General features: G+C 32.6%; 12 protein-coding genes. 5 read left to right on the forward strand and 7 right to left on the reverse strand.

The window, feature by feature from the left end:
* Positions 1 to 429: 429 nt before the first annotated feature.
* From lgt to NLG42_RS11845, 6 genes are all read right to left on the reverse strand, one after another.
* Positions 430 to 1,362: a prolipoprotein diacylglyceryl transferase gene (gene lgt, locus NLG42_RS11820; protein WP_129054387.1), complete on the reverse strand. Its 933-nt coding sequence runs from the start codon at positions 1,360 to 1,362 to the stop codon at positions 430 to 432.
* 64 nt (positions 1,363 to 1,426) lie between these two features.
* Complete coding sequence (yidD, locus tag NLG42_RS11825; protein ID WP_089055234.1) at positions 1,427 to 1,675, reverse strand: membrane protein insertion efficiency factor YidD; 249 nt, start codon at positions 1,673 to 1,675, stop codon at positions 1,427 to 1,429.
* A 96-nt stretch (positions 1,676 to 1,771) separates the two neighbouring features.
* Positions 1,772 to 3,250, reverse strand: a complete 1,479-nt coding sequence (cysS, locus tag NLG42_RS11830) for a cysteine--tRNA ligase (protein WP_257683904.1) — start codon at positions 3,248 to 3,250, stop codon at positions 1,772 to 1,774.
* Positions 3,251 to 3,297: 47 nt separating this feature from the next.
* Positions 3,298 to 3,663, reverse strand: coding sequence for a four helix bundle protein (locus tag NLG42_RS11835; protein WP_257683905.1), 366 nt, complete (start codon positions 3,661 to 3,663; stop codon positions 3,298 to 3,300).
* Positions 3,664 to 3,750: 87 nt separating this feature from the next.
* Positions 3,751 to 4,422: a GTP cyclohydrolase I FolE gene (gene folE, locus NLG42_RS11840; protein WP_089059817.1), complete on the reverse strand. Its 672-nt coding sequence runs from the start codon at positions 4,420 to 4,422 to the stop codon at positions 3,751 to 3,753.
* A gap of 202 nt (positions 4,423 to 4,624) precedes the next feature.
* A complete protein-coding gene (locus NLG42_RS11845) occupies positions 4,625 to 5,821 on the reverse strand; it encodes a pyridoxal phosphate-dependent aminotransferase (protein WP_257683906.1) in 1,197 nt (398 codons plus the stop codon).
* Positions 5,822 to 5,943: 122 nt separating this feature from the next.
* Between NLG42_RS11845 and NLG42_RS11850 the strand changes: the two genes are divergently transcribed.
* From NLG42_RS11850 to NLG42_RS11870, 5 genes are all read left to right on the forward strand, one after another.
* Positions 5,944 to 7,272, forward strand: coding sequence for a PDZ domain-containing protein (locus NLG42_RS11850; RefSeq protein ID WP_257683907.1), 1,329 nt, complete (start codon positions 5,944 to 5,946; stop codon positions 7,270 to 7,272).
* 111 nt (positions 7,273 to 7,383) lie between these two features.
* On the forward strand, positions 7,384 to 10,014 hold the full coding sequence (locus tag NLG42_RS11855) for a gliding motility-associated C-terminal domain-containing protein (RefSeq protein ID WP_257683908.1): 2,631 nt from the start codon (positions 7,384 to 7,386) through the stop codon (positions 10,012 to 10,014).
* Positions 10,015 to 10,046: 32 nt separating this feature from the next.
* Entirely contained in the window at positions 10,047 to 10,973 is a 927-nt protein-coding gene (locus tag NLG42_RS11860) for a PorP/SprF family type IX secretion system membrane protein (RefSeq protein WP_257683909.1), read from the forward strand.
* A gap of 10 nt (positions 10,974 to 10,983) precedes the next feature.
* Positions 10,984 to 13,113, forward strand: coding sequence for an OmpA family protein (locus NLG42_RS11865; protein WP_257683910.1), 2,130 nt, complete (start codon positions 10,984 to 10,986; stop codon positions 13,111 to 13,113).
* A 79-nt stretch (positions 13,114 to 13,192) separates the two neighbouring features.
* On the forward strand, positions 13,193 to 13,684 hold the full coding sequence (locus NLG42_RS11870; protein ID WP_089059822.1) for a hypothetical protein: 492 nt from the start codon (positions 13,193 to 13,195) through the stop codon (positions 13,682 to 13,684).
* A 101-nt stretch (positions 13,685 to 13,785) separates the two neighbouring features.
* Here the strand turns inward: NLG42_RS11870 and NLG42_RS11875 are convergent, their stop codons facing one another.
* Positions 13,786 to 14,166 carry a DUF1573 domain-containing protein gene (locus tag NLG42_RS11875; RefSeq protein WP_089059823.1) on the reverse strand — a complete coding sequence of 127 codons (381 nt, stop codon included), beginning with the start codon at positions 14,164 to 14,166 and terminating at the stop codon, positions 13,786 to 13,788.
* Between the last annotated feature and the right edge of the window lie 2 nt (positions 14,167 to 14,168).

Genomic DNA, 14,168 nt, shown 5'->3' on the forward strand with positions numbered 1-14,168 from the left:
CTATTATAGGTAGCAAGTTATGACTAGAATGTTTGCGTATAGAAGCTAATAATGCTAAAGAAAGATATAGGTAGTTCTTGATTTTATTTAGCTTAAAGTTTGGTTTCGGAAGTGGATTTAGAAATAAGGATTATTACTTTACTAATGAACTTTTAAAGCTGCTGTTGTTCTTGAGCAAAGAGACAAAATGGAAAGGTTGCGCTTGTGTGTTTTAACGTTTGGTTTTTCATTAAAATAGAAGAAGCTATATTTAGATATGAGATTTGTCTTTAGATGTATTTCAAATGCCGGCGTGATAAGAAATAGGGCAACTTATGCATAGAAGTAAAAGAAGCGTTGAAGATGAAGTTTTAATCTTTTATCAATAAATAAAAAGTCCAGTATTTATTAAATACTGGACTTTTTATTTAGAGAATATTTTATGTGTAATTACGAAGCAGCTAAAGGATTTCTTTGTGCTCTAATAATGAAAAATAGACCAATTATGATAAAAGGTATACTTAGCCATTGTCCTGTTGAGAAAAGGCCTAATTCGTTCTCAAAACCGCCTTGACTTTCTTTTACAAACTCAACTATAAAACGGACAACAAATAAAAGTACTAGAAACAATCCGAATAAATACCCTGATTTAAGTCTTGCATTAGTTTTCCAGTACAAGAAAAATAAGATTGCAAATACAAATACATAGCAAAATGCTTCGTACAATTGCGTTGGGTGCTTTGCAGGCACTTGTGCTAATAAATTAGCAAATTTTGGATCTGTTGCAATCGCAGTGTAAGCGTCTTTTGGATTTGCGATTTGTGTAGCATTTACAGCTTCACCTTTGCTGAATTGGTCGTGTAAAAAACGAATACCAAAAGGTGATGTAGTTTCGTGACCGATGATTTCAGAATTCATGAAGTTTCCTAAACGAACAAAAATAGCACCGCTCGCAACTGGAATAACAACACGATCTAAAATCCATAATAATGGACGTTTTAGAATCTTTTTGCTGTAATAGTACATCGCAATAATAATCGAAATTGCCGCCCCGTGACTTGCTAAACCTTGAAATCCTGTAAATTCAAATTTAGGTTCAAACTTAACAGGTAAAAAGATTTCAAGTAAATGATTTCTAAAATATTCCCAATCGTAGAATAATACATGACCTAAACGTGCTCCAATTAAAGTAGCCAAAACAGTCCAAACAAATAGAGAATCTAATTTGTCAATTGGTTCATTTTCGCGTTCGAAAATCTTTTTCATGATAAACCATCCTAAACCAAAAGCAATTACAAACATTAAACTGTAGTAACGAATCATAAAGAATCCTAAATCTATTCCTTCTGAAGGATTCCAAATGATATTTAAGGCATGTGTCATATGTTAAGAATTTTTGTTTTTTGTAAAAATAAATATTTAAAACAGAGTAAGTCTTTATTTAAAGTTAATGTTTATGAGAGCATTTTTTCTCAGGAACCGGATCATAACCTGATCTTCCCCAAGGATGACAGCTCAAAATCCGTTTCATTCCTAAATATCCGCCATAAAATAATCCGTGCATTTGTAATGCCTGAATCATATAAGTTGAACAAGTTGGTTCAAATCGGCATGCAGCAGGCGTAAAAGGTGATATCGCTGTTTGATAAAAGCGTACCAATAATACAAACGGATATATTAGAATTTTTGAAAACATATTTTTAGTAATCAATGATTATTCGTAATCAGAGATCAGTATTTAGTAATCAGTTTAAATCTGAACACTTTAAACTGATTACTGAACACTTCGTTTTTAAATACTAAAAGAAGTACCTTCTTTTCCGTCCTTTAATTGAATCCCTAAAGCAATCAATTGATCGCGAATTTGGTCAGAAAGAGCAAAATTCTTATCAGCACGAGCTTGATTTCTCATTCCGATAAGCATATTTACTGTGCCTTCTAATTTGTCGTTGTTGCCGTCAGTACCTTTTTCACTGCTTAAGCCTAAAACATCAAAAACAAAACCATTTACAGTAGAAGTTAATGTTTTTAAATCATCTTCAGAAATTGTTTCTTTTCCTTCTTTAAGCAGATTAATATAGCGAACAGCTTCAAATAATTGTGCAATTAAAATTGGAGTATTAAAATCGTCGTTCATCGCATCATAACACAATTGTCTCCAAGAAGCAATGTCTATTGAGCTTGTTGTGCTGATTTTAATTTCTGACAAAGAATCAACAGCTTCCATTAATCTTTTGTATCCTTTTTCGGCAGCAACAATTGCATCATCAGAAAAGTCAAGAATACTTCTATAATGTGCTTGTAACATGAAAAAACGTGTTACAGATGCTGAAAAAGGTTTGCTTAGAATATTGTTTTCACCGCTTAGAATCTCACCTGGTAAAATGTTGTTTCCTGTAGATTTTGCCATTTTTTTACCATTTAAGGTAAGCATATTAGCGTGCATCCAATAATTAACAGGCGATTGACCTGTGCAAGCTTCGTTTTGAGCAATTTCACATTCGTGATGAGGGAATTTTAAATCCATTCCGCCGCCGTGAATGTCAAAGTGATTTCCAAGATATTTGGTGCTCATTGCTGTACATTCTAAGTGCCAGCCCGGAAAACCATCGCTCCAAGGCGAAGGCCATCTCATAATATGTTCTGGTTCTGCTTTTTTCCAAAGAGCAAAATCCTGTGGGTTTCTCTTGTCTGACTGTCCATCAAGATCACGAGTATTAGCAAGCATATCTTCGATATTTCTGCCGCTTAAAATACCGTAATTATTGGTTTCGTTATACTTAACAACGTCAAAATAAACAGATCCATTGGCTTCGTAACCAATTCCTTTATCGATAATTTTCTTGATAATTTCAATCTGTTCAATTATATGACCTGTTGCAGTTGGCTCAATACTTGGCGGTAAAAAGTTGAAAGCTTTTAGAATGTTATGAAAATCAACAGTATATCGCTGTACAATTTCCATAGGTTCTAATTGCTCTATACGTGCTTTTTTAGCAATTTTATCTTCACCTTCATCAACATCATCTACAATATGACCAACATCAGTAATATTACGAACGTAACGAACTTTGTAATCAAGATGTAGAAAATACCTGAAAATAACGTCAAAAGACATAAAAGTCCTTACGTTTCCTAAATGTACATTACTATAAACCGTTGGTCCGCAAACATACATTCCAACATTTCCTTCATGGATTGGTTTGAAACTTTCTTTTTCACCCGAAAGTGAGTTGTATATTTTTAGTGGCTGCGTTGTATATAAAGACATATTGATTCTTGCTGTTTAATCGTTTATTTGTTTAATCGTGTAAATGTTTATTCTTTTGAAAGATAATACTTTTTTAAACTATTAATTTGATTGCAGATTTTTTCAATCTTCTCTCGAGATGCTGCATATTCTATTTCTGATACGTAATTTAAATCTTTTGAAATAATTAAATGATTTAAAGTTTCCATTGCAGATGAATATGAAATCGTTAAAAAATGAGCTTTATCTTTGTTTGTATTCCTTGAGGTTCCTTCTGCAATATTAGTAGCAATTGATGATGAGCTTCTTTTTATTTGAGAAGTTATTCCAAATAATTCATTTGATGGAAATTTACTAGTTAATTTATAAATATCCAAAATAAACAATCTTGCATTTTGCCAGACTTCTAGTTTCTCAAAGGAAAAAACGTACATTATTTTCTGTTTAATTATTAATTTGTTTAATCAAAAATCATTATTTACGATAAAGCGATTAAACAAATTAACGTTTTACCGATTAAACTAAAATTGTGTTTCTAACTTAATATAGTCTAAAAATTCTCTTTTCGTTTGAGGATCTTTGAATTTTCCACCAAATTCAGACGTTACAGTGCTGCTTTCGATGTCTTTAATTCCTCTTGAGTTTACGCAAAGATGTTTAGCATCGATAACGCAGGCAACATCTTCTGTTCCTAAAGCTTTTTGAAGTTCCTGAACAATCTGCATTGTTAAACGCTCTTGAACCTGAGGTCTTTTAGCATAATATTCAACAATACGATTCATTTTTGATAAACCAATAACTCTTCCGCTTGAAATATAAGCAACATGAGCGCGTCCGATAATTGGCAGTAAGTGGTGTTCGCAGGTAGAATAAACAGTAATGTTTTTCTCAACAAGCATTTCACCGTATTTGTAATTATTGTCAAAAGTTGAAGCTTTTGGCTGTCTTGAAGGATTAAGACCTCCAAAAATTTCTTTTACAAACATTTTTGCAACTCGGTTTGGAGTACCTTTTATGCTGTCATCTGTTAAATCCATTCCAAGAGTTTGAAGAATGTTTTCAACATCTTTTTTAATTTTTTCTATTTTTTCGTCATCGCTTAAGTCGAAAGCATCCTCTCTTAGAGGGTTTTTTGCATTACTGCTGAAATGACTGTCACCTATTTCGTCTAAAAAATCTTCGTTGTTTATCATTAAAAATTACTATTATAATGGGTATATCTTTTTAAGGCGGTAAAGATAATTAATAAATAGGAAACCTTTTCTATGGTTTTTATTATTTAATCGATCCTTTTAAGATATAGTTTAAATAAAAACTAAATCAGTACTGTATTAAAACATAAAAGACAATAACTTAAATGGTTATTGTCTTTTAAAAGGATTGTATTTTATGATTTTATTTTTTGTTGTAAACTAAAAGAGCTTCTTTTAAAATATTCACAGCAGTGATTAAATCTTTTTTATTTAGCACATAAGCTATTCTTACCTGATTCAATCCCATTCCCGGAGTAGAATAAAATCCGGCAGCAGGAGCCACCATAACGGTTTCGCCATTTAAATCATAACTTTCTAAAAGCCATTGGGCAAAATCATCAGCATTATCGATTGGCAATTGAGCAATGCAGTAAAAAGCACCTTTAGGTTTGGTAACCATTACGCCTTCAATTTTATTTAATTCATTGATTAAAGTATCACGACGTTCTTTGTATTCAGAGATAACTTCATCAAAATAGCTTTGCGGAGTATCGATCGCAGCTTCGCAGGCAATTTGTTCAATTGTTGGCGGACTTAAACGTGCCTGAGCAAATTTCATTACCGTTGCTAATACTTCTTTGTTTTTAGTAACCAAACATCCAATTCTTGCGCCGCACATACTGTAGCGTTTTGAAACTGAATCGACCATGATTACATTTTGCTGTACATCTTCAAGATTCATTACAGAATAATGAATGTCATCTCCATCGTATAAAAACTCACGATAAACCTCGTCAGCAATTAAATAGAGATCATACTTTTTAATTAAACTTGCTAATTGTTTAATTTCAGTTTCTGAATATAAATATCCTGTTGGATTACCCGGATTACAAATTAAAATTGCTTTTGTTTTTGGAGTAATCAACTTTTCAACTTCCTCGATACTTGGCAATGCAAATGCCGTTTCGATAGTCGAAACAAGCGGCACTACTGTTGCACTTGTAGAAGAAGCAAATGCATGATAATTAGCATAAAAAGGTTCAGGGATAATAATTTCATCTCCTGGATCTGTAATTGTGGCCAGTGCAAACAATAAGGCTTCAGAACCACCAGTAGTTACAATGATGTCTTCTGAGTTAACGTTTACATTTTGGCGTTGGTAAAATTGTGCTAATTTTTTTCTGTAACTTTCATATCCAGCAGATGGGCTGTATTCTATAATAGTTCTGTCAATATTTTTTACCGCCTCGATGGCCACTTCGGGTGTCTTGATATCCGGTTGACCAATGTTTAAATGATACACTTTGTGTCCTTTTTGCTTTGCTAAATCAGCATAAGGAGCAAGCTTGCGTATCGGAGATTCGGGCATGTTTCTGCCTTTGTTAGAAATTGTTGGCATGAGATTTATTATTGAAGTGCAAATTTGCATTTTTTTTTCGAATTTAACGTAAACAATACAAGTACTTATGAAAATGTAACAATTATAAATATATTTAGTAATTTTATAATAAAATATTGTCAATGAAAAAATATATTATGTTGTTTTTTGGGTTATTCTTATCTTTTAACCTGCTGGCTCAAGATAATTTCATAATTCAAAACAATAGTAAAAAGGTAATTGTTCCCTTTCAATTGATAAATAACCTCATTTTTATTCCGATTAAAGTAAACGGAATAGAACTTAATTTCCTTTTAGATTCTGGTGTTGAAGAAACTATTCTTTTCAGTATGGATGAAATGCAGCAAGTTAAGTTTAATAATGTTCAGAAAATAAAACTTAGAGGACTTGGTGCCGAAGAAGAAATAGAAGGACTTAAATCAACCAATAATACATTAGAAACACATGGATTAAAATCAGAAAATCACATGTTGTATGTTATTTTAGATCAAGGTTTTAATTTATCATCTCATATTGGTATTCCCGTTAATGGAATTATCGGCTATAAGTTTTTTAAAAACAACATTGTTGAAGTGAATTACGTAAGAAAGAAAATTACGGTTTATGACAACAAAAAAGAGATTCAGAAAAAGCTGGATAAAAAGTTTGAAGCAATTCCAATTACAATAGAGAGATCTAAACCTTATATTAAGGCTTCAGCTGTTGTTGATAGTACTGATATTCCTGCAAAGCTGCTTATTGATATTGGTAATAGTGATGCTTTTTGGGTTTTTGAAAACAGTAAAATTAAGCTTCCCAAAAAGAATTTTCCTGATTTTTTAGGAAAAGGATTTAGCGGAGATATCGAAGGTCATCGTGCTAGAATTAAAAGTTTTTCGATTGCCGATTTTAATTTTAAAAAGCCAATCGTTGCTTTTCCTGATTCAACATCTATTCGAAATGTAAAGATGGTTCCAGGAAGAGTTGGTTCTGTAGGCGGAGAAATTTTAAAGAGATTTACTTTGGTAATGGATTATACAGACCATAAAATGTATCTTAAAAAAAACAACAAATTCGGTGAGCCGTTTACCTATAATAAAAGCGGAATTACTGTTCAACATAATGGTCTGCAATGGGTTCAGGAAACAGTGCATCTGGAAACAGTTCAGGTTGTTTCAACTGTAAGTGATGTTGAGAAGAGCGAAAGCGGCGGCGGTGGTAATTTTAGATACAAATTTTTACTAAAACCTGTTTATGAAATTGTAAATATTCGGAAAAATTCAGCCGCTGAAAAGTGCGGACTTCAAAAAGGAGATATTATCGTTAGTATTAATGGCGACAGACCTTATAGGCTTACTCTACAGCAGATAAATCAACTTTTAAAATCAGAGGAAGATATATTTATTAACTTAGAAGTTGAGAGAAATAGTCTTGTTTTAAAATTTCGATTCAGGCTCGAAGATGAGTTGTAATTCTATTTTCTGGATTAATTAAAGTTGTATAGAAAATTAAAATTAATCAGAATTTTATGTTTTTTTTGGCAAGTGTTTTATTATTTGTATGTTTAACGAAAATAATAATACATGATCAAAAACTACGTTAAATTCTTACAAATACCACTATTTTTTGTTTTTTTACTTATTTTACCTTCAAAAATATACGCACAATGTGCAGGAGATGATGCACAAAAAGTAATTTGTGATATCTACAATCCAGTTTACAAATCTATATCATTGTTTTCTCTATTAGGCGGCACACCAACTCCAGGCGGAACTTGGACAGATGACGATAATTCAAAAGGGCTTAACACTGCCACAGGCGAATTAAACGGACAACTTATAAGAAAAGGCGGTGTTTATCATTATACCTATACCGTTGCAAATGCAGCTGGCTGTATAGATGATAAGGCAGTTGTAACCATTACAATAGGAGCGTATGCAGGAGTTCCGGCTCCTTTTGCTACTGTATGCAGTTCTAAGAAAACATTTAATCTTTTTACCGCATTTAATAGTACGGTAATGGGACCACATTCAAACGGAACTTGGAAAGATAGTAAAGGAAATGCTGTTGGTTCAACAATTCCAATTGCAGGATTAGAAGGATCATTTCAGTTTACGTACACTGTTCCAGCAGTGATTGCTTGCTTACCAATTGCTCCAACCTCGACAATAACGGTAACAATTTTTAGAGCTCCCGAGGCAGGAGAAGGACAAGAGTTAGTGCTTTGCGGAACTACTGGTTTGGCAGGTTATACAGATTTAGATTTGCATACCTTACTTTCTAATGAAGAAAGCGGAGGAGAATGGAGAGGTGTTGGCTTAACTTCATTTCAAGATAATACCATCAATCTTCAAGAAGTGTTTGATAATAATGGACCTGGAACATACAATTACACTTATACCGTTTTGGCATATCCTAACAATATAATATGTCCAGATGAAACATCAGTTATTAGTATTGTACTCGAAAAACAACTTGATTTTACAGGAGCAAAGCTTGTTATAGAATCAGATATTTGCGAAGACAAGATTACGACGGCAGTATATTCGGCCAAAATTACACAAGGTCCACAGGTAATTCCAGATGGAGAATACGAAATTGCATTTGTAGTCTCTGGGCCAAATGGAGGCACAGAAACTATAAAGGCAAACTTTGTAAATGGAGAAGTTTCTTTTCCGATAAAATCATCTTATTTTAGACAAGTCGGAACTTTTAGAATGACCGTTACCAATATTATTTCAACCATAAGTAGAAAAGCTTGTGCAAATATTGTCAGTGATTTATTTTATGACTTAAGGATTAATCCGCTGCCTCGTTTAGACAATGCAGTATTAACATCAAGTCCTACCTGCCAAAACAAAGACGCCTCAGTAGATATTTCAAATATTGTGCAATTAGTCAATGGGCCATATACTATTATATACAATTTATCAGGAGATAATACCGCTGCGGGACAAACGGCAAACTTTATAGTTGCAGATGGAAAAGCAAATTTTAAAATTCCAGCAGCATTGAATATTAAAAGCGGAGTTTCAAAAATTACTATAATCAGAATTACAAATGCCGTTACTGGTTGTACAAATAATGTATTTCTTCAAGGAGATTTAATTATTAATCCGCTGCCAAATGCTGTAACAGTAAAAATTCAAATAGAAAATGTATGTTTTAATGATCCCGTTCCTGCTGTAGTTTCAGGATTAGGAAACTTAACAGATGCAGTACTTTCATATACACTTTCTGATAGTAATACTTCAACATTGCAAACTGTTGCTTTAAAAGTTGTAAATGGAAATGCAAGTTTTATTATTCCAGCTGGTTTACTTGTAAATACTGGTTCTACAACAATTTTAGCCAGTAATTTGATGAACGCCGTTACATTTTGTGATATTAATTTGTCTAATATTTTTGATACATTCATTATAAATCCTATTCCGTCGGCGCCGCTGGTAAGTAATCCGCAAACGTTTTGCAAAGTAGACGGTGCAACAATTGCAAATTTATCACCACGCGGATCTCAGTACAAATGGTACAATTCGGCAGCAGCGACAACACCGCTTGCAGATACTTACCTTTTAAAATCAGAAAGTCTTTATGTACGAGAAACTTCCGCTGCAAATTGTACATCAGCACCAACAACAGTTTCTATAGTAATAAACGATACGCCGGCACCAGTTTTAAATCCTGGTGGAGCAGATTTTTGCGGCTTGAAAAATCCAACTATTTCAGATTTATCAAAAGTAACAAATGTGTCGTCAACCGTTACTTGGTATGATGCCAAAGAAAATGGAAATCTGCTAAAATCAACAACTTCATTAGTTCATAATGCTGTTTATTATGGATACGATTTGTCGACTATAACAGATTGTATTTCGGATAATTATTTAGAAGTAGCAGTCTCACTAAAAGATTGTGATGTTGCAGAATTTGATTTTTTTATTCCTGACGGATTTTCACCAAATGGCGATAATGTAAATGATACTTTTAGGATTCCTGATATTGAATTTTTGTACCCAGATTATTCGCTTGAAATTTTCAATAGATATGGAAATGTAATGTTTAAAGGAAATATAAATAAACCCAATTGGGATGGAAGAAATTCTGAATCGGCTGGTTTTGGAGATGGAATAGCAGCTAACGGAGTCTATTTTTATATTATCAATTTCAATAAAGATAATAAACCTCCTAAACAAGGACGTCTTTACCTGAATCGATAATTTCTTTTTACATCATTTAACCTAGTTTTCAAATGAAAAAAATAATACTTCTTATTAGTTTTCTATATATAACATCCATTTCCGCACAACAAGATCCAGAATATACGCATTATATGTACAATATGAGTGTTGTAAATCCCGCATATGCGACGGGTGTTCCTGCAATGATGAATTTTGGGGGACTTTACAGAACACAGTGGGTTGGAGCAGTTGGAGCTCCCAAAACATTTACTTTTTTTGCACACAGTGCCATAACCGATAAAGTTGAAGCAGGTATATCATTTATTTCTGATGATATTGGCGACGGCGCAAAAAAAGAAAACAATGTTTATGCTGACTTTGCTTATGTTTTAAATTTAGGAGGAAAAAACAAACTGTCGCTTGGACTTAAAGCAGGATTTTCGTCTATGCAGACGAATTTTAACGGATTTAGATTTGCAGATCCTCAAACAGATTTTGCTTTCGCAGAAAACATAAACGCCACCAAACCTAATATTGGTGTAGGAGCTTATTATTTTAGAGACAATTTGTACGTAGGATTGTCAGTTCCTAATTTATTAAAATCAAAATATGTTGAAGAAAAATCGGGAATAAACGCTTTTGGCTCAGAAGCGATACACACTTTTTTGACTGCAGGTTATGTTTTTCAAGTTAATGACAGGCTGAAATTAAAACCCGCATTTATGTCCAAATTTGTCGTTGGAGCTCCAATTACATTAGACATTACAGCCAACGTTTTGTATAACGAAAAATTTGAGTTTGGAGCCGCTTATAGAATAGATGATTCTGTAAGTGCATTATTCAATATCAATGTTACACCGTCATTGAGAGTTGGTTATGCTTACGATTATACGTTGTCTAATTTAGGACAGTTTAATTCTGGAACCCATGAAATTATACTTCTATTTGACCTGGACTTATTAGGAAAAGGATATGACAAATCACCAAGATTCTTCTAAAATGAAAAATATGAAAAAATTACTCGTTATTATATTCGTATTTTCAATACAGTTTATAAATGCCCAAGACCTAGAATTAAGCAGAGCAAAGCGCTTTTTTGACAAAACGTATTACAGCGAATCGATTGTTTTATATGAAAAATTAGCAGAAGAAAAACCATCGCAAGAGGTTATTAAAAACTTAGCCGATTCTTATTTTTATACTAATGACTTAGTAAAAGCACAACGCTATTATCGTTTATTGATCAAAAACTATAATAACGGCTTAGATCGAGAATACTATTTTAGATATGCACAAACATTAAAAGCAACCAATAATTATGATGAAGCAAATACTTTCTTAAAGGAATATTATTCAAAATCAACGAATATAGAAGATCTTGCTGTTTTCGAAAAAGAGCTGAAAACACTCGAGAATGTTACAGCAATAGGCAAACGATTTGAAATTAAAAATCTAGCCCTAAATACCCCAAATTCCGAATTTGGAGCTGTAAAATATGGTGAGAATTTAGTATTTGCTGGCGTTAAATTAAAACCTGGTTTATTTGATAAAAAATACAAATGGGATAATGAAACCTATTTAAATTTGGTTACAATTCCTTTGAAAAACAGCAATTCAGCAGATTCTCTGACGCATTATTTTGCTGACGAATTACGAACAGGAATGCATGAATCTAATGCCGTTTTTACAAAAGATGGCAAAACCATTTATTTTACCCGCAATAATTCTAAAAACAGAAAGAAAAAGAAAGACGAAAATAAAATTTCAAATCTTCAGATTTTTAAAGCAGAATTAGTCGACGGAAAATGGACAAACATTACATCGCTTCCATTCAATAGTCCAAATTATTCAGTAGAACATCCAGCTTTAAGCGCTGATGAAAAAGTATTATACTTTGCTTCTGATATGCCCGGAGCTTTAGGATCTTTTGATATTTATTCCGTAAATGTAAATAAAGGCGCATTTGATACTCCAAAGAATCTTGGGCCAGTAATTAATACCGCTAAAAGAGAACAATTTCCTTTTGCATCAGCAGATAATAAACTTTATTTTTCTTCAGATGGGCATTTAGGTTACGGATCTCTGGATGTTTTTGTAACAGATATTAATGGCAATGAATATTCAAAACCAGTTAACATTGGATTACCGTTAAATTCAAATCTTGATGATTTTGCTTTTAATATAGATACCAATAAAGAAGGATATTTTGCCTCAAATAGAGAAGGAGGGAAAGGAAGCGATGATATTTATTGGTTCAAAGAAATTAAAGATTTAATTGTAGAAGATTGCAAACAATTGATTGCTGGTACTATTACAGATGTCGATACAAAATTAGCATTAGAAAACGCAACCATAATTTTACAAGATTCAGAAAATAAAAACCTGAATACAGTTACAACTTCAGCCGACGGAAAGTTTAGTTTTACAGTTCATTGTGAAGCTTCGTATAAAATTAGTGCTTTTAAAGAAAATTATACCAATGCGTCTAAAATATTGACATTAGATAAAACAAGAGATAAGATAAATGATGCTTCTTTGGCTCTAAAATCTTTAGAAGTTATTAAACAAGAAGAAAAGCAGATTGCAGAAAATAAAAGAAAACAAGAACTTATTATAGAAGAAGATAATAAGAAAAAAACAGCACTTGCCGCAATCGAATTGAAACAAAGGGAGAAAAAAGCAAAAGAAGCAGCAATTGTTGCCGCGGAAGTGAAAAAGAATGAAAAAGTAAAACAAATTTTAGAACAGGAAAAAGATGTTGTAAAAGATAATAAAGACAGATTAGTCATTAAAACAGATCCTATTTATTTTGATTACGATTTATGGTATATCCGAAAAGAATCTAAAGTAGTTTTGAGCAGAGTAGTAGAATTAATGAGGAAATATCCAGACATGGTTGTTGAAATTGGTTCACACACTGACTCACGAGGTAATTTGAAATATAATGAAGATTTATCTCAAAAAAGAGCCAATTCGACTAGAGAATTTATAATCGAATCAGGAATCAATTCAAAAAGAATTCAGGCAAAAGGATATGGCGAATCCGTTCCAATTGTAAAATGTAAAACAGATGAAGCCTGTACAGAAGAAGAGCATGAATTGAACAGAAGGTCTGAATTTGTAATTAAGAATTTATAGATTCGAAAATTATATAAAATTCTTTCAGTTGATTTCTTTTTTATTAATTTTATACAATAACCTTGATCAAATATTAAATATGAAAAATCTAGTTTTGCCTTGTCTGCTTGTAATCTGTATTGGATTTCAAAGCTGTAAAAATGAAGAAAAACGAAAAGAAGCCGAAGCAGCAAAAGCCGAGGGAGAAAAAATTGTAAGTACCGAATGCTATAAAGCGATATACGAGAAAGATACAATAGATTTAAAATTGAATACTTTAAAAAATGGTAGATTATCAGGTGATATGATCATGAAAGTTGCGCCTTCGACAGTAAGAACAGGAGAAGTTGCTGGTGAATTTCATGGCGATACATTATTCGTAGATTATACTTTTAGAGATAACGTTAATAAAAATACTACATTCAAAAACCCAATGGCGCTTTTAAAACGTGACAAACAGCTTATTTTAGGAAACGGAACCATGCAGACTACAATGGGAGTAACTTATATAGTAAAAGACAAACCTATTGATTTTGAAAAAGTAAAATATAAATTCGAAATCGCAGAATGCGCTGAGAAAACAGAAAAGTAGTCACAAGCTTGTCATTTTGACGAGGGAGACTTTACTTCATCATAAAAAAAGCCGTTTCTAATTAAAGAAACGGCTTTTACTATTTTTAGTTTTTATTTTTTTTATAAAACTTCTCCTTTAATTTTAAGGGCAACTCGGCCGTCAGGATAATTTACTGCATTAGTTTCAACCGTAATTGTTTTACGAATAGGACCAGAAACCATGTTGTATTTAACATCGATTTTTCCTTTTTTTCCCGGCATTACTGCTGCGGCAGGTTTAGTAACAACGATAGAACTAACTGTCGATTCTGCGCCAATAATTAAAAGCGGTGCATCGCCGGTATTAGTGAATTCAAAGGAGCGTACTCCATTATCACTTTTTGAAATTTTTCCATAATCAATCGTATTGTCTGAGGCTGCAAATTCAATCTTTGGGCCATTTTGTGCGTAGCCTATTGCGCTAAACAATACGACTGCAATAAAAGAGGCAACATTTTTCATTT

Origin of the sequence: Flavobacterium plurextorum, from assembly GCF_024638035.1 — a bacterium.
Taxonomy (GTDB): domain Bacteria; phylum Bacteroidota; class Bacteroidia; order Flavobacteriales; family Flavobacteriaceae; genus Flavobacterium; species Flavobacterium plurextorum.